Raw genomic sequence first — 20,308 nt, 5'->3', positions numbered from 1 at the left:
ATCACCTTTACTCAAAATTTAGGGTTACCTTTCCAAATTTTTTAAAATCACACACAATCTCATCACCAGAATATGCACGGATAAATGCGGTGAATGATCCCGATAGGATTACATCGCCAGCATTTAATGCAACGCCATAGGTTTGCAATCGATTTGCTAGCCAAACCACCGCATTTACAGGGTCTCCCGCAACGTCAATCCCTTTCCCTTCATTTACAAATTCTCCATTCTGATATAGTGTCATCTCTATTTCCTTCAAATCTTGTTTTCGAGGATCAATTTTAATCCCCCCTAGCGCATATGCACCACAGGAAGCATTATCAGAAATTGTATCTACAATTTTTAACTTCCAATCTTTGATGCGTGAATCACACACCTCAATTGCAGGTACAATATAATCAGTTGCGTTAATTACATCTTCATAGGTAATCGTACCCGTCAAATCTGATTTCAAAATAAATGCGAGTTCTCCCTCAACCTTAGGTTGAATAAGTGACCCTTTTGCAACTACTGAATCTACTTTCATATCTGAAAATAAGATTCCGTAATCCGGTTCTTTAACCCCTACCGCTTTCATCATGGCATCCGAAGTAAGTCCTATTTTTTTACCTGAAATTTTTCGGCCATTTTGAATCTTACGTTGCGTATTTATTTGTTGAATCGCATAAGCATCATCAATTTCAAACTCAGGATAACGTTGTGAAATTTGTTCAATTGGTTCTCCTACAAGTTCTGATTCGTACAAATCATCAGCCGATTTATTATAGAGTTCATTCATATTTTATTCCTCACTTTCGTTTATTTACATCAAAATTTTAATTAAAATTGGTAGTAGAAATGTTGTGATAATTCCGGCTACACCAATTGCTAACGAACTCATCGCACCTTCTTCTTCTCCCATAAGGAGCGCACGGTTCGTTCCAAAAGCATGTGCAGACGTTCCAAGCCCTATCCCTTTTGCTGTTTTGCTCTTGATTTTAAGTAACGTCAGGACTTGTTCTCCGATAATAAATCCTGTCGTTCCCGCTACAACAACAAAGGCTACAGTTAGCGCTGGGTCTCCTCCCATTGTTGCTGATAAGTCCATTGCAATTGCCGTGGTTGTCGCTTTAGGCGCTAATGATGCGATCATCTCTGGGCTGAGCCCAAATGCTCTACCCATAAGAACTGTAGATACAATTGCTACTACAACCCCAGTCGTAATACTAATAAGAATTGGTACTGCATTTGCTTTTAGTTTATCAAATTGTTTATAGAGCGGTACAGCTAATGCCACAGTGACTGGGCCTAAGAAGAAGGAAATAATATTGCCTCCTTTTGCGTAACTCTCATAAGGAATTCCCGTTATTTTAAGAAATGCAATAATCCCAATGATCGCAAATATTAGTGGGTTGAGTAGTGGGTTCTTTGTTTTCTTAAAAAGGATTTGAAAAAGAATTAGAGCCCCTACTGTCAATGTAACGCCAAATAATGGATTATCAAGAAATTGATAAACAAGTGTCATATTATTTCTCTCCTTTCTTTTCTTTATTCGAAATTAATTTGTCAGCTGTAAGACTTGATACCGTTAAAATAAGTAACGTGGTAACAATAACGATAATTAATAATTGTGGAATAACTCCAGAAAATTTTTCATATACGTTCATTAGATTTACAGCTCCAGGTATGAATAACATCATCATGAGCGAGATTAGCAGACTTGAAGCATCACTTACTGTTTCAAGTTTTACGAGTTTTGAAATTAAAAGTAAGAATAAAATTAACATCCCAAATATTGAACCCGGAATTGGTAATTTTGTCAGTGTAGTAATTAGATTCCCCAACATTAGTGATAAAAGTATCACTAAAAAACCTCGTAGTGATTTCATATTTTCTCCTTTCTATCATCCGCCATTGTCGGACTGCATCCGATAATATTATTTTATCGCCCAATGAAAGCGCTGTCAATTTCGTGAGAAGGTATTTATTGGTATAAATTAATGGAAATTTTTTAATTAAGTTCCTCATATTGAATTATCTAAACCAGTAATTTATAATTTGAAATCTTCAAGCGTTTACACAATTTACGATTAAAGTATGCTAGAATGAAAATAATGAGGTGTGATGATGAAAATAATTAAATCAATCGATAAAGGTGTCGCAATTTTAAACTGTTTTTATGATCATGAGTCCTTGAGTTTAGTCGAAATTACAAATTTGACGTCTTTTTCAAAAAGTTCAACATTCGATATTCTTAATACGCTTGTCGTAAATAATCTACTCGTCCAAGATCCTATTTCTAAAAAATATTCACTTGGAATAAAAAATCTGGAACTGGGTTCGCTCTATCGCACTCGTAACCCTCTCACTAAAATCGCATTACCTTACTGCGAACAATTACAACGAAACTATCAAACAACGGTCCATTTAACCATACCGGATAGAGGTAATGTGGTTTATATCGGAAAATTTGAGGATTATAATCATTCTGTCTCTTTATCCTATATTGGGAATCGGTTACCTATGAGTTGTACGGGTGTTGGCAAAGCAATGTTAGCTTTTCTTGGTGAGGAATATTTGCAAAAATATATTCTTATAAACCCACTTCCTACGCCTACACCAAAATCAATTCAAAATGAGGAAGCATTACGTGCAGATTTATCGAAAATACGTGAAAATGGTTATGCAATTGATGATGAAGAAATGGTTGAAGGGTTAAAATGTATTGCTGCTCCAATATTCAATTCAAATCACGATGTAGTCGGTGCAATCAGTGTATCGAAACTTACCCCCGCAATGACTGATGAAATTCTCCCAAACATCATTAAAGATGTTGTGGCAGCGGCAGAATCAATTTCAAAACGTTAAATTCTTATGATTAAAATCTTATATAATATTTAAACATACCTATGTTATTTAGCATTGATAAATTATATCAATGCTTTTTTATATCATTTTGCACTTTCATTACTTTTTTTCGCATATAACCTTAACAAAACGACCCTTCCGTAACTGATAAGTCTTAAGTCAGTAGTAACACAAGTTATAACTGATATTTAAGCCTATCATTTAGATAAACCCTTTTTTATTTATAGAGTAACTTTTATATCTATTTCTTTTCGAACAAAAAAAAACGAATTCTGAATAGAATTCGCTTTAGTTTATATAATTGGCTGGGCCACCTGGGATCGAACCAGGGAATGTCACAGTCAAAGTGTGATGCCTTACCGCTTGGCTATGGCCCAATATCATTCCTTGTTTGCTTGTTTATTATAGCATAACACGTAGGCAATGCAAGGGGTAAAATGCATTTTTTTGCATAAAAAAATTTCTTTTGAAAAATAACAGCATATTGTGATTTATGTTCAACAACGACCACTGTAATTAAAGTGCAAAACTTTAATGAGAAACGTAATTATACACAATTACGACCAACATGGGTAAGAGAATAAAAAACATATCTGTAGATGCACTTATCAATTCGTTCCGTTGTTTCGCATAATCAACTGTTGGATTTTTCTTATCCTTTTTCCCAATGATAACATTTCCAATTCCAATCAATACGATTCCTAACATAACAATCGAAGCCAAATACTCCAACAAAGTATAAAAACCAACAGGAAATACATGACTCGCACCATAGCTAATTAAAACTAACATCGTTCCAATGAGTAAATAAATAATATTTTTATGATCTTTCATAGATTCTCCTTATATATAGGAAAAAAGGAGACCATCGTCTCCTTTTATTATAACCTATTTAATAACATTTTCGGAATCAATATCGAAGAAATGTCCTTTACTTAAGTTCATAGACAATTCGACTTCTTGGCCTGAAGCATACGCTTGGTTTACTCCAAGGCGTGAAATAAAGTCTTGTCCATCAATAGAGGCATGAACCATTGTTTCAGCACCTAAGAGTTCTGATACTGTAATCGATGCTTTCACAATGGATTCTGGCTGAGCATCAAGTACTAAAGGCTCATCATGTATGTCCTCAGGTCTAATACCAAAGATTACCTCTTTACCTTCGTAACCATTTCCTTGTAGTACTTTATATTTCCCTTCGGGAATTGGCACATTAAGATTAGTACTTGCGATAAAGCGTCCATTTTCAATACGTCCTTTAAAGAAGTTCATCGCTGGAGATCCAATAAATCCCGCTACGAATACATTATTCGGTGCATTATAAACCTCTTTTGGCGTACCAATTTGCTGTACGAGGCCTTTCTTCATAATAACAATACGGTCAGCCATGGTCATAGCTTCAGTTTGGTCATGAGTAACATAGATTGTTGTTGTTTTTAAACGTTGATGAAGTTTTGTAATTTCAGCACGCATAGCAACACGCAACTTAGCATCCAAGTTACTTAACGGTTCATCCATCAAGAACACTTCGGCATCACGGACAATTGCTCTACCTAACGCAACACGTTGACGTTCTCCACCGGACAATGCAGCAGGTTTACGATCTAAATAAGTATCCAACCCTAAAATCTCAGCAGCATTTTTAACCGCTTTATCAATTTCATCTTTAGGTGTTTTACGAATTTTTAACCCAAACGCCATATTATCATAAACTGTCATATGAGGATAAAGAGCATAGTTTTGGAAAACCATTGCGATATCACGGTCTTTTGGTTCCACATCATTTACAAGACGATCACCAATCCATAATTCTCCTGATGTAATATCTTCAAGTCCTGCAATCATACGTAATGTTGTCGATTTACCACATCCGGATGGTCCTACAAAAACAATAAATTCTTGGTCTTTAATTTCTAAATTAAAATCAATAACCGTATCATGGTCGTTTTTATCATAACGTTTATAGATACTTTTCAAGCTAATATTTGCCATACATTCCACCTCTTAACTTTCTTAACCCCATTATAATAAAGCGGTTACAAATATGATATAGTATTGTTGAACAAAGAAATTGTGCAAGGAGACCATATGACTTTTAATGACCTAAAAAAACTCTACCCCAGTGCACGGGTAAGTCAGATAAATAATGCGCAGGATCATGAACTTGTCCTTCATGATGGACATCAATACCTTATGATTGATGCAACTATATTAAATAAAACCGAGAAAGATTTATTACTAATGATGTTTAAAGAACAGGATCAGACTTCACCGTGGTATCAATATTTAATGCATAATGAACCATTAAATATCTCCTCTACGCGCTTACATCATCTCATTCATTTTCATGTAAAGTTTTTAGACCGCAATCATGATTTATGGTTGAAAACATTTAAACATTTTTTTGAAAGTTCTGTTGATGCTTTCTATATTAATAATCATTCTGGTGTTTTGGTAATGAATCAACGTGATTATGATATCGAAGCGCTCAATGGATTTATTGGTGCGCTTGATGATGATTTCTCCACAAACACTTCCTTATATATAGGCTCTGATCGAATGATTAATGATGACTTGCGTTCGCTCTTCAAAGAAGAAACAATGTTATTCCATAAATCAGGCTATCCTGCGCGGATTAATAATTTTTCTACAACGTATTTAAAAACCTATATTTCACCAGCGATACGATTAAGTTCTGTCGCAGGAGCATTACGTCAACAGATCCTATCCCTCGATGATATGGCTGAGACGATTCAAAGTATGTGGGAAAATGAAGGTAATGTGACCTCAACCGCCCAAGCTCTTTTCATCCATCGAAACACCTTAAATTATCGGCTAGATAAGTTTTTTGAGCTGACGGGTTTATCGCTACGACACCTCGATGACCTTCTCTTAGCATACCTCCTTATTATATAAACTGTTCTTTTTGATTTCTTTTTAAGCCATTTTCTTTCATGAGAGAACATTTGGTGTATAATAGTTTATTGTATATAGGAGGTAAACTTACAAATGGATTTATTTGAAGGTTTAAAAGAAAAGATTTCCGGGAAAGATATTAAAGTCGTTTTCCCAGAAGGTGTAGATGCTCGTATTATCGGAGCTGCAGTACGTTTAGCAGCTGATGGTTTATGTCATCCAATCATCTTAGGTAATAAAGAAGTAATTCTTGCGTCAGCTCAAGATTTAGGTTTCTTGATGGATAAAGTAGAGATTATCGATCCAGAAACATACCCAGAAGACAAAAAAGAAGCAATGGTAGATGCACTTGTTGAACGTCGTAAAGGTAAATTAGCTAAAGAAGATGCTTATGCATGGGTTAAAAATGTAAACTACTTTGGTACTATGTTAACTTATATGGGTGAAGCAGATGCAATGGTTAGTGGTGCAATCCACTCAACTGGTGACACTGTGCGTCCAGCATTACAAATCATTAAAACAAAACCTGGAGTAAGCCGTACAAGCGGTGCATTCATTATTTTTAAACGTAATGAATCTTACTTATTCTCAGACTGCGCAATCAACATCAACCCTAATTCACAAGAATTAGCCGAAATTGCAGTTGAAAGTGCTAAAACAGCAGAATTGTTTGATATTGATCCAATCGTATCGTTACTCAGTTTTTCAACAAAAGGATCTGCAAAGAGTCCAGAAGTTGAAAAAGTTGTTGAGGCAACACGTATTGCTCAAGAACTTGCTCCTGAATATCAAATTGATGGTGAATTACAGTTTGATGCTTCCTTTGTTCCTACAGTTGCTCAATTAAAAGCACCTGAATCAAAAGTAGCAGGAAACGCTCGCGTCTTTGTATTCCCAGATCTTCAATCAGGAAATATTGGTTACAAGATTGCTCAACGTCTAGGTGGATATGAAGCTATTGGACCAATCCTTCAAGGACTTAACAAACCAGTATCAGATTTATCACGTGGTTGTGTTGAAGAAGATGTTTACAAGCTTGCTATTATTACTGCAGCTCAAACATTAATTAAATAATAACGGACACTCTTCGGAGTGTTCTTTTATTTTTATTGCGATTTATAAATCATTTATATTTTCGAAACGGCTTTAAAAAGCCTTTAAATACCGAAATCAGAGTCGTTTTGTACCTTTACAAGAACCTTTTAACCAATATTAAAAACTTTAGCAAAATAATTGAAATAAATGCACATTTACTGTTGACTATATCGAGAAGCGTATGGTATATTATTAAGGCGTTAAGGAATACAAACAAACGTAACAGACCTGGAGGTTTAGCTCAGTTGGGAGAGCATCTGCCTTACAAGCAGAGGGTCAGCGGTTCGAGCCCGTTAACCTCCACCATATATGCCGACTTAGCTCAATTGGTAGAGCAACTGATTTGTAATCAGTAGGTTGGGGGTTCAAGTCCTCTAGTCGGCACCATTTTGAATAGAATGGGGAGATAGCGAAGTGGCTAAACGCGGGTGACTGTAAATCATCTCCTTAGGGTTCGGCGGTTCGAATCCGCCTCTCCCCACCATTCTTTTGTCTCGTTAGCTCAGGTGGTAGAGCAACTGACTTTTAATCAGTGGGTCGTAGGTTCGAGTCCTACACGAGACACCATTCAAAATGCGGGTGTAGTTTAATGGTAAAACTCCAGCCTTCCAAGCTGGCTACGGGAGTTCGATTCTCCTCACCCGCTCCAATTTAAATTTAATTCAAAGTTACTGTAACAGTAACTTTTTTTTATTTATTCACACTGGTTATTTAATACTATATAATAACCTGATTGAAGTATCTTTACTTCGTGGAATTTATTATAAAAATAGAATATGTTGCATCTATTAGAATATTAAATAATTTTAGTTTAACTCCATAGAAAGCATAACAATCCAATATCATTCATCGGTTCACTTTTCCATTTTCACTATTATTTTATCGTCCAATTATCGAATATTCTTCAGTCAAAACATTTTTTGATGATTTCATCTCATTGTCGCTCTTTTATTTAAATAAGCGTTATAATATAAATATAGAAAAGGAGTGATTAATATGGAATTAAAAGACTATGGTAAACATCCAAGTATTTTCCAAATTGCCGACCTCGCTCGACAAAATGATCGTTATCGTACGACATTATGGACTGGTGAGCATGTTCAAGTAACACTCATGAGTATCCCTTCTGGGGGTGGCGATGTAGGACTTGAAATTCACGATAATGAAGATCAAATTCTTTTTATTGTTGAAGGAACAGGCTATGTAGAGATGGGATATGAAAAAGATAATCTCACGATTCAACAAGAAGCTCACGAAGGAGCAATGGTTATTGTACCTGTAAATACATGGCACAATATCAAAAATGCTGGTGATACAACAATGAAATTATTCTCCATTTACTCCCCAGTAAAACATCCATTCAATACACAGCAAGAAACGAAATAGATGAAAGACGTTCATTGAACGTCTTTTTTTATTCGCCACACATCTAAGTAGTCGACCTAATTTAAAACATAACCTCATAAATCAACCTCTTAATATAAATTTATCAACAAAATATATTTACTTTCGCCCATGATTTTGTTAGAATAGTTACGCAAGCGAACCTTGCGGGTGTAGTTTAATGGTAAAACTCCAGCCTTCCAAGCTGGCTACGGGAGTTCGATTCTCCTCACCCGCTCCAAATAACTAACCAAACCGATTAATCGGTTTTTTTGTGCTCAATTAGCGAGTTTGAGCGTGTATTTATAAATTAATTTACGAGTGAATTGCTCACTTCAGTGATACGATTGACTTAGCACTTTTAAATCGTTATTATGAAAGTGCTCAAGATATGTGATCGAAAGCAAAAGCAGAACCTTGATTCTGCTTTTTTTATCTTTCACTATTCCCATATCCACGCTATAATAGTCGAAAAGGAGGTTTGTATGATACGTACATGTGATTCAATAGACTTGGATAATGCAATTGAATATAGTTGGTACCACCAGACTAATCCTCAGACGCAATCCTACCCTAAATTCAAATCAAAGTCAGCGTTTTCAAAAACGCTTAAAAACGCGCTCTGTCTCGCTGATTATAATGATGAAAATGACATTATCGGTTTTGGTGCTTTTATGGTCGCAGAAGATGCGCGCTATATACAAACGGTTGCTGGTATCTATACCACAGCTCCTTTTCAGGGAGTTTTAGCTCGTTTTGTTGCTTATCTTAAGAATGCTTTCCCCGGATACCAACTTTTAATGGATTTTCCCCAATCGAATCAAGAAGCCCTCGATGGACTTGATGAATTCAATGCTCAGCTTGTAGATAATTGTACCGTTATGCTACTCGATGTTGAGCGAATCCCTAAATTAAAACAATCTACACTCCATATGGAACCTCTTTTGGAGTCCAATGAATTTCGCTTTAAGCAACACCATGATTTCGTGAACCCCGATATTTTTTGGTCAGCCGATAAAATTTTCCGCAATAAGAAACCATGGTTTGTCTTTATGGAATTAAAAAATCAAGACGTGGTCAGTTCAATTACGCTCAAAAAATATAATCGAATTCACGCTGAAGTTTTTTCTTTTTACGCAAGTATGGAATCTGCATATGAATTTCTAAATCGATCGGTTCGCTATTGCGCAGATCAAGGGGTCGAAGACATTATCTTTTTCGTCGATACTGAAGATGCGATCGCTCTCGCGTCGGCAACAGCCAATGGTTTTAAAGAACAAGATCACTACTATAGTTTCAAACTTGACCTTTAATTATTTCCTGGGTGATTATTAATAAACAAAAAGCACACACAGTCTATAGACCGTATGTGCTTTTCTCATTTTGTAAGGGTTCTTGCGATTGCATGGTGCCAGGCCGCTAATTTTTGTTTGCGTTCTTCATCACTGATCCGATTGTCCCACGCTTTATTTTTATTTTGCCCGTTTAACAAGGTTGTTTTGTCTTTAAAGAACCCGGTTTGGAGTCCCGCTAAAAAACAAGCACCCAGGGATGTCGATTCCGGTGTAAATGACCGTTGAACATTTACATCAAGTAAGTCCGCCTGAAACTGCATGAGGAAATCATTACTCGATGCTCCACCATCAACTTTAAGCGATTTTATTTTAATTCTCGAGTCATCCTCCATCGCTTTCATAATATCGTAACTTTGGTATGCAATTGATTCTAACGCGGCACGTATAATGTGATTTTTGTTGGTACCACGTGTCAGGCCAAAAATTGTCCCTGTTGCATCCATATCCCAATAAGGTGCTCCCAGACCGGTAAGAGCCGGCACAAAATAAACACCCCCACTATCGGGAACTTTTTGCGCAAAATATTCTACATCAGCTGCATCATCAATAATTCCTAATTCATCTCTTAGCCACTGAATTACTGCACCAGCTACAAAAACCGAACCTTCCAATGCATATTCTACCTTGCCGTCTAAAGCAATCGCAATTGTAGTAAGAAGTCCGTTCTTGCTTTCAACAAATTGATCCTTTGTATTCATGAGTAGAAAACACCCTGTTCCGTAAGTATTTTTAACATCACCTGAATTAAAGCAGGTTTGCCCAAATAAAGCAGCCTGCTGATCCCCCACCATACTTGTAATTGGAATTTGGTATCCTTGAATGTTCGTATAGCCATATAAATGGCTACTGTCACATACTTTGGGGAGCATTGATGTTGGGATGTTTAATGCATTTAAGATGGTCTGATCCCACTCTAATGCCTTGATATTGTACAACATCGTTCGCGAAGCGTTGGTATAGTCTGTCGCATGAACTTTTCCACCCGTAAGTTTATAGAGTAACCACGAATCTACCGTTCCAAACAATAGATCTCCACGTTCGGCTAGTTCACGCGCACCTTCTACATGATCGAGAATCCATTTCACCTTTGTTCCCGAAAAATAGGCATCAATAATTAAACCCGTGTTCGCCTTTATATAATCCGACAAACCCGCTTCATGTAATTCATCACAGATAGGAGCAGTACGACGACATTGCCATACAATAGCATTATAAATGGGGCGTCCCGTATGACGATTCCAAACTACAGTTGTTTCCCGTTGGTTCGTAATCCCAATTGTTTCAATTTGCTCGGGACTGATACCTGCACGAGCGAGCACTTCATTAAGCACTCCACTTTGGGTCGCCCATATTTCCATTGGATCTTGTTCAACCCAGCCTTGTTGAGGATAAATTTGGGTTGTTTCTGTTTGTGCTTTTGTAATGAGATTATAGTCTTTATCAAAAATGATTGCTCTGGAACTTGTCGTCCCTTGATCAAGTGTAATAATATAGTCTTTCATGGTCATCTCCTTATTTATTTTATTATACCATTCTCTTATATGAGAATAGGAATTTCTTTAATCTAAAAACATCTTTAAGATGCTAATATTGCATATCATCAATCACGTTTATCCGTTTTAAAAACTATTTTCGCTTTTTTAGCTTTTTTTACTTTACAATGTGTAATATGTTTGTTAATATAGTAAAGCATTAAGGAAGTAACTCGGAGGTTTAGCTCAGTTGGGAGAGCATCTGCCTTACAAGCAGAGGGTCAGCGGTTCGAGCCCGTTAACCTCCACCATTTTTTTTTGCTCAAAATGCCGACTTAGCTCAATTGGTAGAGCAACTGATTTGTAATCAGTAGGTTGGGGGTTCAAGTCCTCTAGTCGGCACCATGTTGTCTCGTTAGCTCAGGTGGTAGAGCAACTGACTTTTAATCAGTGGGTCGTAGGTTCGAGTCCTACACGAGACACCATTTATAATAAATTATAAGTACCTTCAAGGTGCTTTTTTTTTATATTCAAACCATGAATTTTCGTTCATTTTCTTTTTTTGGCATCGAAAGCGATAACATTTTCAATTAATTACACAATGGAAACGAAAAGTGATAAAATGAATGCAGTTTTGTTAAGGAGATCAAACATGAATATACTCAGTCAATTATTTATTATTCTCGCATTCTCTTATGTGGGAGAAACCATTACTACACTCTTCCATTTACCTGTCCCCGGAAGTATTGTCGGACTCTTTCTGCTCTTTGGTGCATTGCAGACCAAACTCATTAAGGTAAAGCAGATTGATGAATCTGGGTCTTGGCTTAAAAATAATATGGCTTTCTTATTTGTTCCTGCGACAGTCGGTATCATGCCTTACTTTGACATAATTCAAAAGTCCTGGATTGATATAACGATTGTTTTGATTTTTTCTACTTTGATTACTTATATCATAACGGGTGTAATCGCCGAATTTTTAAATAAGAAAGGAGTGCACTAATTATGGATGTATTATTAAATAGTCCCCTCTTTGGTCTTGTGCTGACCTTCGGTGTTTATTTAGGCGCACAGAAATTACAGCGCAAATTTAAATCGCCCCTTCTCAACCCACTCCTTATTACTGCCATAACAATAATCGGATTCTTAACCCTCTTTAAAATCGATTACGAGAGTTACAATCAAGGCGGTAAATTTTTAACCGCACTTATCGGTCCCGCAACAGTTGCATTGGCAATCCCCCTTTATAACAATATGGATTTATTGAAAAAATATAAAAAACTTGTTGTTATCAGTACATTAACGGGTGTATTAGTACATGCTATTTGTATCCTTATCTTATCCCTTGTACTACATCTTGATACCCGCATGATTGCAACCATCATTCCAAAATCTGTTACTACTGCCATAGCTGCAGATGTTTCCACAAGTCTTGGCGGGATGACCACGCTGACAATCTGTATTGTCATTGTCACAGGTATTCTTGGGGCAGCATTAGCTCCAATTCTAAATAAAATTTTCAGAATTCAAAACCCCTTAGCTCAAGGACTCGCCTTAGGCACATCGGCACACGCTGTAGGAACTTCAAAAGCAATCGAAATGGGCGAATTGCAAGGTACTATGGCTACGCTCGCCCTTATCATCACAGGTCTTGTGACCGTAGCAATCAGTCCCCTTACGTTAAAAATTATTACTGCTATAATATAAATAGAGGTGAATTATGAAAAAAATTTTATTTGTTTGTCTTGGAAATATCTGCCGTTCCCCTATGGCCGAAGGAATTTTTAAACACCTATATGGTGATAAGTACTCTGTTCAATCCGCAGCTACTAGTTCATGGGAACATGGAAATCCCGTCCATCCCGGTACTGCGAAGATTCTTCATAACATGGGTATCTCTACCGATAAAATGACATCAACCCAAATACAAATATCAGATTTTATGAATTATGACTATATTATTGGTATGGATAAGAGTAATGTGCGCGACTTGCTCAACATTGCGCCTAAAGGGACTGAGCATAAGATCCATTTATTTTTAGATGCAGTGGATTCATTGCAAGGTCATGAAGTACCCGACCCTTATTATACCGGGGATTTTGAAGAGACAAAACGTCTTGTTTTAGAAGGTTCCCAAGCTTGGAATGCATATTTGAGTAAAAAGGAATAAACCTCGGTTTATTCCTTTTTTTAATTTTTAAATGTAGAAATCAATTCACCCATTAAGACCGTTATCGGAAAAATAATCCAACCCGGATGCCATAAATTCATTGTAAATCCTAGAACGAGATAGATCATGGCAGCGATCCCCATCATGACACCGGTAAGGCTTTCTATTTTTTCTTTGCGTTTTAAAGCATCTTGTGACATCGTGACGTCCTTTGTTTTTTCGAAGAATTCATATCGTTCAATTAGTGATGTGATATGTGAATATTTTACTCCTGCGTTAATAAACATCATGACAGCAATTGCGGTAATACACATAAATACAACAGGTGTAAATTGCTCGTTACCGCGAAATTCCTCCAAATAGAAAGCTATTGACACCGCAAGGATACATAACGCTACCCCACTTACAATCATTATAATATATGGTTTTTGATACTGATTTTTTCTATTTTTTAACACTTGATATTGCTTTGGGTCGATAATTCCTTTTTGTGTTACATCTTCATAAGTCGCATAGACCATACCATAATAAACGAAAATAACGACACCAATTAAAACCGCTGCAAAGAAAAAGATCAGATTCTCAAAATAATCTGCTGCACCAAGGCCAATCATGATGGTTCCAACTCCAATTGAAATCATTAATCCAAATTGTTCGATGAACACCATGAATGATTCAACACGTTTCTGTGGTAAATATGCCACATCCTGATAATCATCGTTTATTTCTAACGCTTCTTTCAATTCATCAATACTCCCAAATTCACCAATTACGAGTCCAATTGCTTCCGTTTCTTTTTTTCCCTCTTCAATGTATTGTTTATACTTCATTTCCATCGAGTCACTGATATTGAGTTTAAGTTCTTCTACTTCTTTGGTTTGAGGTAGTGATTTAAACATCACCTCAATATAGTCTAATATTTGATTCATTGTAATTCCTCCTCATCTTGGGTAAATATATCAATAATTTCTTTTACGAGGATCCATTCCTCACATTTTTCTTTATAATACTGGTTTCCTTGTTCCGTAATATGGTAGTAAGTACGTCGACGTCCTTTTGTTTCTTCTCCACCACTATAAGACTCAATGTATCCATTTTTTTCTAATCGTGAAAAAGTAGAATAAAGTGTTGTTTCTTTAATTGTGTACTTTCGTTCGGATAATTCATGTATTTTTTGTCCTATTTCATACCCATACGAATCATTTTCTCTCAGAATAAACAAAACGATCGTGTCATTATACCCTCTCATTACATCACTACTCAGCATTAAACCACCTCTACTTCATCTGTCGTAGTAAATATAACACATCTACTACGACAGGTAAAGTAATTTCCAAATATATTTTTCCACAAAAAAACCAATTGATTGTGACCAATTGGTTAGAAGTCAATGACTACAATTTCTGGACGCGCAAAGATTCGTATCGGAAGTACATCAACTGTGCCACCCACACCAGAAGTAATATACATGCTAAGATGACGATCATGCACCATCCCATATCGATAACGTTGTCCATACTCACTATGATTTGCAGCAGGAGCATAGATCCCAAAAAAAGTAAGCTGACCACCATGGAGGTGACCTGCAAGAGCCATATCAATATCTGCATTCTCATCCAATTTGGGAGCATAATCAGGATTATGCGTAACTAGTAGATTAAGACTATTATCATACTCTGGCAGTTTAATTTTTCCTCGTTTATAATCATCCACTCCAATAATATTCATACCATGATAGCGAACTACTTCATTTTTTAAAACGTGGACATTTGCGCGTTTTAAACCCGCTAAAGATGTTTCCAAGTCACGGTAATCATGATTCCCTAAAACTCCAATTTTAGGAGCTTTAATCTCTTGTAGATAATCAAAAATCCGGTCGTTTCTTCGGTGTTTTTGATGAATATAATCGCCACCCAAAATTACAAGGTCAGGTTCAAGATTGTTCGTTTGATTGACGACATTTTGTGCCGCGTGATCTAGAAAATTTCGCGCACGGTGATCAAATTGAAAATCCGATAAAAATACGATACGTTTTCCACGTAATGATTCGGGAATTTCTTTCTTTACTTTAAAGTCTTTTACATTTATTTGTTTCGTTTTAAGCCAGTAATACTCTATAAAGCCATAAATAATCAAGACTAATATAAAGATTACCATAAATAAGATTATTTTTAGAACCATATTCCACTCCATTCATAAACTTTATAAAAGTTCAGAAACTTACTATATCACTTTCATTGTAAGTTGTCATTGAAAACACCAGTCGCATTTAAATACCCCTTCTGATAAATCGCAAGCAATCCATCATTTAAAAGGTCAGGATTATAAATAAAATCGTTGAGGTTTTTATGAATTAGCGCTGCGTAACCCCCTGTAATGATTTTGGTGCACGTATTGCCAAGTTCTGCTTCCATTTTCTTTGTTAATCCTTCAATCTGCGTAATCAGTCCATACATGATTCCTGATTGAATGCAATCACGCGTATTCGTTCCAATAACCGATTGTGGCACATCAAACTCAACTTCCGGTAGTTGAGGAATATACTCTACTAATGCATTTAAAGATGTTTGTAACCCCGGGATAATGACACCCCCAAGAAATGATCCATCAGAATCAATAACGCTTATTTTTGATGCACTACCAATATCAGCTACAATAATGGGAGATTGAAATTGAGCACTTGCTCCAATTGCAGTCGCAATAAAATCTGCTCCGATTTCTTCGGGTTGATCAAGTTTAATTGTGAAGTTTTGAATCGTTTTAGCTGAAACGACATGGATGTCGCATGGATAGAGCGAACGGAGTACACTTTCAACTTGTGCTGTGATCATTGGAACAACACAGGACAGAACGATTGCACTGGGATTTACCTGTAATGATTCAAATTCATTGTAATAATAAACATCGGGGTTCTTTTTTTCTGTAAGTATCCTTTTGTTTATTTTTTTTTGCGTATCTTCATAACCAATAATCACAGTATTAGAATTACCAACATCAACTGTTAGGATCATAATCTTACCTCGTTTCATAATTACCATACACTATTTTTAATATTTTTTCTATAATACATGATACAAGGATTACCCTTGTATCATGTAGGTAAGACCGTTATCCTCAAGGTCTAATGATAGATTAATCCCTACCAACGCTACTTTTTTGGAAAAGTTTACGCGATAGCGACCAGATTCTGGCAATGCATTGATTGTTACTCCTTTACACATAGATAAATCATCGCTATGAATCTTTATGCTATGGTAATGATTCATTCTTGCGATCGCCATCTCCTTACATAATGCAAGTTGATTCTGACTGTGATTAAGGTAAATTAAACCCAATAAGACAACAACAGAAACCATCATTAAAAACATGAGTAGATATCCTTCAATGGCCTGCTTCATTAATTACGCGTTGTCATTGTCTGCCATTGGTTTAATAATGTCGTTTTAAGTACATCCTTAAATTCATTTGAAAATACAATCATCCCAGTTGCGATTACCGTCACAACGAGTACCAAACCATATTCCTCAAAAAATGCCTTTATACAACTCACCCCCCTTCCATTAAACAAGCCACCACCAATCCCATCAAAAGTAAAAAAAGCAGACCCACTGATGTAAGTGGAATCAACCCCAATGCACTCACTTGGGTCATCAATTGTTCTTTCTTTTGGTTTCGCGAAACGGTTAACCAATGATGTGATTCAAGTATCATCGCATTGAGGCGCGTAGTCGCATCTTGGGTTCCTGTAACGCTAACTCGGTGCAAGATTTTCATAACTTTCCGCACTTCAAAGCTATCATAAGCTTCCATAAATCGATGGTATGGAGTTACCGATGTTGGTTGTTGTTGGATACCTACAATTAAATCTTCGATTGCAGTCCGTAACGATTTCGGAGCAATGTTTTGACTGGTTTTAAGTGCTTGATAAACAGTATTGTAGGCTAGAAGGCATTGGAGTTGTCTTAACCATATTGGAAATTCATACAGGAGCATCGCAAGTTTGTTTTTATATCGACGGTAACTGCGATAATAGATGAGAAATTGTAAGATAAATATGATAACAATTCCCATTAAGAGCACTTTCCCTCCAACAAAAATAAATGGTGTGAGAAGATAAAGCACTTGCTTATGGCGTTTCATATTATTAACTGGTTCCTCTCCCGTAATTCGTTTAAAACAATGATACGATTTAAGTATCACTGCGTCCAACAACGACTCTGCATATTTAAATATAAGAAAAATATAAAGAACTCCAATTATTACCTTAATCAATACATTCCTCCTTACTTATCCACGTGTGTTGAAGACCTTTCGTCGTTTCAATTAAGACAATTTGAATTAAAACTAAAAAGCACGTGACTGAATATTGGTAGAATTTATTATGTACAATCGCGATGGTTTGATTAAGCATTCCGATTGAAAGATAAGCAATGCCAATACTCATAAAGATCAGGATTAAAACTTTTAATCGCATCCCCAATAAATCTTGGTGAAGCTTCTCGGTATATATTTTCCACTGATCTAAATCTTCTTCGTAACTCAAAAGCGCAAGGTCCAAGCCTGCGTTTCCATATGTCTCTGCCATCTCCATAATAACAGCGAGAGTCACAACTAGGTAATGTGATGAGCGTCTCCGATAAGCCTCAATGAGCGTTCCACCTTTTTCCAGTTCATTTAAAATTTCATCCACCCAATTTTTATAAAAGGGTTCAATGGCTACAATACCCTCTAAACAAGGTAAGGCCTTCTCCCACGTTCTAAATAAGGATGCATTATAACTTAGAAATAAATAAAGGGATTGAAACGCCTCTCTATGGTTTTGATACGAACACATGATATGTAATTGCAAAAGTCCACCAAACAAGGTTGAAATTATAAGCATCGTTATCATTGTTGCGTTTAGCTGAAAGAGTACGCCAATGCTACCAGTTGAAACAAGCAAGAGTAAAGCACCTAACCACACTCTAGAGGCCCTGTAGTGGGCCTTAAATACCTTCTGTTTAAACATTGATTGAAAAGCATATCGATAATCTCGCTGGTACCGTAAACCACAGGCTAAGACGATTAGTATGAGGATTACCATTTGACACCATACAACTCCGCTTTTTCTTTAATCATTTCCGGAATCTTAGCTTGAAGTCGTTTTCCTCTAAAACTATAAAGACGATGGTTTCCATCCCGCGTAAATACAATAATTTCTCGCACAAATCGTTGAATACCCAATTCACTCAAACGAATATCGAGATGAATCCCTATATTAATTGCATCACAAATACGTCGTTCACTAAGCCATTCATGGTTTGTTGAAGGAATCATTTGAATAATTCGATCCGGAATTTCCATAGCATTACGAGCATGTATGGTACTCAAAACACTCGCACCCGTAGAAACACATCGGAGTAAATCTACGACTTCTTCGCCCCGCACCTCGCTAAGCAGTAACCAATTAGGTCTTTGCCTTAAACTAGTTTTAATTGCTTGTGCATAATCAAACCGACCATCCACTTTAATTTCCACTGTGTCAAAAAAAGGATAAATTGTTTTTAGATGCAATTCATAAGAATCCTCAATCGATATGATGCGTTCATCACGCTTAATATATCCCGCCAAAAATTTAATTAATTCTGTCTTTCCCGCACCAGGCAACCCGCTCACAAGGATATTACACTTTGACCGAATTGCATATTTTAAAAATTTGAGAGCAGAAACGCTCATATACGAGGATGACTCAATATACATTTCATTTAGCCTTAATTTATAGGATGTTTTTCGAATTGATACACTTAAATATCGCGCCACACTCGGATGAATGATACTGATTCTAAGGTTGTTTAAGTCGGTCTCTAAAATCGGATGCTGTTGATTAAAGGGTAAATTCACAACATTGGATAATCGCGAACAAATTCGCCATAACACTTCATGGCTTGAAAATTCTCGATGAACTACGCGTCCTCGTACAAGATGGTCCAACCATAAATCAATCCCGTTAAAATTAATATCCGTAATTTCATCATCTTCAATAAATGGCGTTAGTGGACCAAAATCAAAGGTCGTTATCAAAATAGGTAATCACCTCTTTTTGTAATTCATTGATTACTTGGGGAATTCCACTACAAATCACAACCGACAATGTACCTCTCCCCATTGCTTTGTGGATTATTCGCTCCAACTTTTGAGGAATTGCAAAGCCTATAACGCTTGGTTGCTTTCCTGTTTCAATTTCGATTCCATCACGATCTCGAACATTAACTACACGCACTCCATTCATAAGTGGAATTACCTCTCCATTTCCATCAAAGTCCCTTATTTTTACACTCAGGTTTACATAATCTCCTGCCCTAAGAATATTGCCTCCCGTATTCACCAACGACGCTTCCGAACTAAGCAATACTTCTCCGGGTTCCAACATCAATAACGCCTTCTCCTGAGCTTCATCAAAATGTTCAAAATCACGTCGATCAAGAATTTTTCCACGATACAATGTATGCCCAAGTCGAACATATCGTCCAATAACCATTTCTTTGTCTTTTATCATCGTTTCGGTGAATAACTTATTTGGCAAATCGATTTCTTCAAGATGATGTTCCTCAAGTTTCTCTCGTTGTGCTAAGTCGGTATTGAGACGGTAGGTCTTTTCATTTCGACATCGAAGACGAACCCCAATTTCCACAATCCCTAAAACTGTGGCAATCAACAATAGGACTCCTAAGCAACGTTTACGTATTATAACCCCTCCTCAATCATTAACTCATCAAAAACAACTGGTATACCCATTATCTTAGTTTTAAATGCCACCCGAAGCAGTTTGGGATAATAGTGATCTTTAATTTCAATCACCTGTCCTTGTCGATCATTTATAAGGTCTACAAACGCCGCTTCAAGTGGTTTATCCGGTTTCATTTCAGAAATTAAAATTTCGAGTGCATTCCGGTATTGATAACGCTTTTGTTGAAACTCTTGTTTAAAAACAATCAAAAAAAGAAACAATGATATAAGCATCATCGCTAACAACGTATAACCATATGCTAATATAACACCTTTCATAAATCACCCATCTCTAATTAAAGCAT

Annotated in this window: 25 protein-coding genes and 10 tRNA genes; 17 read left to right on the top strand and 18 right to left on the bottom strand. The window is 36.4% G+C overall.

Translation table 11 applies throughout. From position 1 onward, the window contains the following. Positions 1-7 precede the first annotated feature (7 nt). The 3 genes from B096_RS0106565 to B096_RS0106555 are packed head-to-tail and all read right to left on the bottom strand — an operon-like array spanning position 8 to position 1,868. Entirely contained in the window at positions 8-778 is a 771-nt protein-coding gene (locus B096_RS0106565) for a 2-keto-4-pentenoate hydratase (RefSeq protein ID WP_018579949.1), read from the bottom strand. A 24-nt stretch (positions 779-802) separates the two neighbouring features. Beyond that, positions 803-1,504 (bottom strand): LrgB family protein, encoded by a 702-nt coding sequence (locus B096_RS0106560; protein WP_018579948.1) that lies wholly within the window; start codon positions 1,502-1,504, stop codon positions 803-805. A 1-nt stretch (position 1,505) separates the two neighbouring features. Continuing rightward, positions 1,506-1,868 carry a CidA/LrgA family protein gene (locus B096_RS0106555; protein WP_018579947.1) on the bottom strand — a complete coding sequence of 121 codons (363 nt, stop codon included), beginning with the start codon at positions 1,866-1,868 and terminating at the stop codon, positions 1,506-1,508. A gap of 235 nt (positions 1,869-2,103) precedes the next feature. Between B096_RS0106555 and B096_RS0106550 the strand changes: the two genes are divergently transcribed. Beyond that, positions 2,104-2,847: an IclR family transcriptional regulator gene (locus B096_RS0106550; RefSeq protein WP_026254142.1), complete on the top strand. Its 744-nt coding sequence runs from the start codon at positions 2,104-2,106 to the stop codon at positions 2,845-2,847. A 302-nt stretch (positions 2,848-3,149) separates the two neighbouring features. Here the strand turns inward: B096_RS0106550 and B096_RS0106545 are convergent. The 3 genes from B096_RS0106545 to B096_RS0106535 form a co-directional block, all read right to left on the bottom strand. Continuing rightward, a tRNA-Gln gene (locus B096_RS0106545) sits at positions 3,150-3,224 on the bottom strand. A 154-nt stretch (positions 3,225-3,378) separates the two neighbouring features. Beyond that, positions 3,379-3,681, bottom strand: coding sequence for a hypothetical protein (locus B096_RS0106540; RefSeq protein ID WP_018579945.1), 303 nt, complete (start codon positions 3,679-3,681; stop codon positions 3,379-3,381). A gap of 54 nt (positions 3,682-3,735) precedes the next feature. Further along, positions 3,736-4,839, bottom strand: a complete 1,104-nt coding sequence (locus B096_RS0106535) for an ABC transporter ATP-binding protein (RefSeq protein ID WP_018579944.1) — start codon at positions 4,837-4,839, stop codon at positions 3,736-3,738. A gap of 96 nt (positions 4,840-4,935) precedes the next feature. On the opposite strand from B096_RS0106535, the gene B096_RS0106530 reads away from it, so the two are divergent. From B096_RS0106530 to B096_RS0106485, 10 genes are all read left to right on the top strand, one after another. Further along, the gene (locus tag B096_RS0106530) at positions 4,936-5,763 is read left to right on the top strand and encodes a helix-turn-helix domain-containing protein (protein ID WP_018579943.1); all 828 of its coding nucleotides are present in this window, start codon (positions 4,936-4,938) and stop codon (positions 5,761-5,763) included. A gap of 93 nt (positions 5,764-5,856) precedes the next feature. Next, positions 5,857-6,837, top strand: coding sequence for a phosphate acetyltransferase (gene pta, locus B096_RS0106525; RefSeq protein WP_018579942.1), 981 nt, complete (start codon positions 5,857-5,859; stop codon positions 6,835-6,837). Positions 6,838-7,088: 251 nt separating this feature from the next. Next, positions 7,089-7,164 (top strand) — tRNA-Val (locus tag B096_RS0106520). Between the two features lie 5 nt (positions 7,165-7,169). After that, positions 7,170-7,245, top strand: a tRNA-Thr gene (locus B096_RS0106515). Between the two features lie 13 nt (positions 7,246-7,258). Continuing rightward, positions 7,259-7,342 (top strand) — tRNA-Tyr (locus tag B096_RS0106510). A 7-nt stretch (positions 7,343-7,349) separates the two neighbouring features. Then, positions 7,350-7,425 (top strand) — tRNA-Lys (locus B096_RS0106505). Positions 7,426-7,433: 8 nt separating this feature from the next. Beyond that, positions 7,434-7,507: transfer RNA gene (locus tag B096_RS0106500), tRNA-Gly, on the top strand. Between the two features lie 347 nt (positions 7,508-7,854). Further along, entirely contained in the window at positions 7,855-8,244 is a 390-nt protein-coding gene (locus B096_RS09670) for a cupin domain-containing protein (RefSeq protein WP_018579941.1), read from the top strand. A 164-nt stretch (positions 8,245-8,408) separates the two neighbouring features. Then, positions 8,409-8,482: transfer RNA gene (locus tag B096_RS0106490), tRNA-Gly, on the top strand. 244 nt (positions 8,483-8,726) lie between these two features. Then, positions 8,727-9,554 carry a GNAT family N-acetyltransferase gene (locus B096_RS0106485; RefSeq protein WP_018579940.1) on the top strand — a complete coding sequence of 276 codons (828 nt, stop codon included), beginning with the start codon at positions 8,727-8,729 and terminating at the stop codon, positions 9,552-9,554. 65 nt (positions 9,555-9,619) lie between these two features. Here the strand turns inward: B096_RS0106485 and glpK are convergent, their stop codons facing one another. Further along, positions 9,620-11,098 carry a glycerol kinase GlpK gene (gene glpK, locus B096_RS0106480; RefSeq protein WP_018579939.1) on the bottom strand — a complete coding sequence of 493 codons (1,479 nt, stop codon included), beginning with the start codon at positions 11,096-11,098 and terminating at the stop codon, positions 9,620-9,622. Between the two features lie 205 nt (positions 11,099-11,303). On the opposite strand from glpK, the gene B096_RS0106475 reads away from it, so the two are divergent. From B096_RS0106475 to B096_RS0106450, 6 genes are all read left to right on the top strand, one after another. Then, positions 11,304-11,379, top strand: a tRNA-Val gene (locus tag B096_RS0106475). An 18-nt stretch (positions 11,380-11,397) separates the two neighbouring features. Further along, a tRNA-Thr gene (locus B096_RS0106470) sits at positions 11,398-11,473 on the top strand. Positions 11,474-11,477: 4 nt separating this feature from the next. Next, positions 11,478-11,553, top strand: a tRNA-Lys gene (locus tag B096_RS0106465). A 167-nt stretch (positions 11,554-11,720) separates the two neighbouring features. Continuing rightward, positions 11,721-12,071, top strand: coding sequence for a CidA/LrgA family protein (locus B096_RS0106460; RefSeq protein ID WP_018579937.1), 351 nt, complete (start codon positions 11,721-11,723; stop codon positions 12,069-12,071). A 2-nt stretch (positions 12,072-12,073) separates the two neighbouring features. After that, positions 12,074-12,775 carry an LrgB family protein gene (locus tag B096_RS0106455; protein WP_018579936.1) on the top strand — a complete coding sequence of 234 codons (702 nt, stop codon included), beginning with the start codon at positions 12,074-12,076 and terminating at the stop codon, positions 12,773-12,775. A 13-nt stretch (positions 12,776-12,788) separates the two neighbouring features. After that, complete coding sequence (locus B096_RS0106450; RefSeq protein ID WP_018579935.1) at positions 12,789-13,238, top strand: low molecular weight protein-tyrosine-phosphatase; 450 nt, start codon at positions 12,789-12,791, stop codon at positions 13,236-13,238. A gap of 20 nt (positions 13,239-13,258) precedes the next feature. On the opposite strand, the gene B096_RS0106445 is transcribed toward B096_RS0106450, so the two are convergent. The 11 genes from B096_RS0106445 to B096_RS0106395 all read right to left on the bottom strand — a co-directional run bounded on the left by B096_RS0106445 (position 13,259) and on the right by B096_RS0106395 (position 20,282). Beyond that, the gene (locus B096_RS0106445; RefSeq protein WP_018579934.1) at positions 13,259-14,167 is read right to left on the bottom strand and encodes a permease prefix domain 1-containing protein; all 909 of its coding nucleotides are present in this window, start codon (positions 14,165-14,167) and stop codon (positions 13,259-13,261) included. Next, positions 14,164-14,487 carry a PadR family transcriptional regulator gene (locus B096_RS0106440; RefSeq protein ID WP_244264579.1) on the bottom strand — a complete coding sequence of 108 codons (324 nt, stop codon included), beginning with the start codon at positions 14,485-14,487 and terminating at the stop codon, positions 14,164-14,166. The genes B096_RS0106445 and B096_RS0106440 overlap by 4 nt, the downstream gene beginning before the upstream one ends. A gap of 131 nt (positions 14,488-14,618) precedes the next feature. Then, positions 14,619-15,419: a metallophosphoesterase gene (locus tag B096_RS0106435; RefSeq protein ID WP_018579932.1), complete on the bottom strand. Its 801-nt coding sequence runs from the start codon at positions 15,417-15,419 to the stop codon at positions 14,619-14,621. A gap of 53 nt (positions 15,420-15,472) precedes the next feature. Next, positions 15,473-16,267 (bottom strand): type III pantothenate kinase, encoded by a 795-nt coding sequence (locus B096_RS0106430; RefSeq protein ID WP_244264578.1) that lies wholly within the window; start codon positions 16,265-16,267, stop codon positions 15,473-15,475. Between the two features lie 51 nt (positions 16,268-16,318). After that, complete coding sequence (locus B096_RS0106425; RefSeq protein WP_026254141.1) at positions 16,319-16,636, bottom strand: hypothetical protein; 318 nt, start codon at positions 16,634-16,636, stop codon at positions 16,319-16,321. Beyond that, positions 16,636-16,788 (bottom strand): hypothetical protein, encoded by a 153-nt coding sequence (locus B096_RS10015; protein ID WP_003775800.1) that lies wholly within the window; start codon positions 16,786-16,788, stop codon positions 16,636-16,638. Before B096_RS10015 ends, B096_RS0106425 begins: the two co-directional genes overlap by 1 nt. Beyond that, on the bottom strand, positions 16,785-17,510 hold the full coding sequence (locus B096_RS0106415) for a hypothetical protein (RefSeq protein ID WP_018579929.1): 726 nt from the start codon (positions 17,508-17,510) through the stop codon (positions 16,785-16,787). The genes B096_RS10015 and B096_RS0106415 overlap by 4 nt, the downstream gene beginning before the upstream one ends. Then, positions 17,503-18,321: a hypothetical protein gene (locus B096_RS0106410; RefSeq protein WP_026254140.1), complete on the bottom strand. Its 819-nt coding sequence runs from the start codon at positions 18,319-18,321 to the stop codon at positions 17,503-17,505. The genes B096_RS0106415 and B096_RS0106410 overlap by 8 nt, the downstream gene beginning before the upstream one ends. Then, positions 18,315-19,298, bottom strand: coding sequence for a CpaF/VirB11 family protein (locus B096_RS0106405; RefSeq protein WP_018579927.1), 984 nt, complete (start codon positions 19,296-19,298; stop codon positions 18,315-18,317). The genes B096_RS0106410 and B096_RS0106405 overlap by 7 nt, the downstream gene beginning before the upstream one ends. After that, a complete protein-coding gene (locus B096_RS0106400) occupies positions 19,282-19,932 on the bottom strand; it encodes a CpaB family protein (protein WP_018579926.1) in 651 nt (216 codons plus the stop codon). The genes B096_RS0106405 and B096_RS0106400 overlap by 17 nt, the downstream gene beginning before the upstream one ends. 29 nt (positions 19,933-19,961) lie before the next feature. Beyond that, positions 19,962-20,282 (bottom strand): hypothetical protein, encoded by a 321-nt coding sequence (locus B096_RS0106395; protein ID WP_018579925.1) that lies wholly within the window; start codon positions 20,280-20,282, stop codon positions 19,962-19,964. Positions 20,283-20,308 lie beyond the last annotated feature (26 nt).

Source organism: Erysipelothrix tonsillarum DSM 14972 (genome assembly GCF_000373785.1).
GTDB classification, from domain to species: domain Bacteria; phylum Bacillota_I; class Bacilli_A; order Erysipelotrichales; family Erysipelotrichaceae; genus Erysipelothrix; species Erysipelothrix tonsillarum.
Note: the sequence above shows the minus strand (reverse complement) of the source record. Positions and strands in the feature narration are given on the sequence as shown.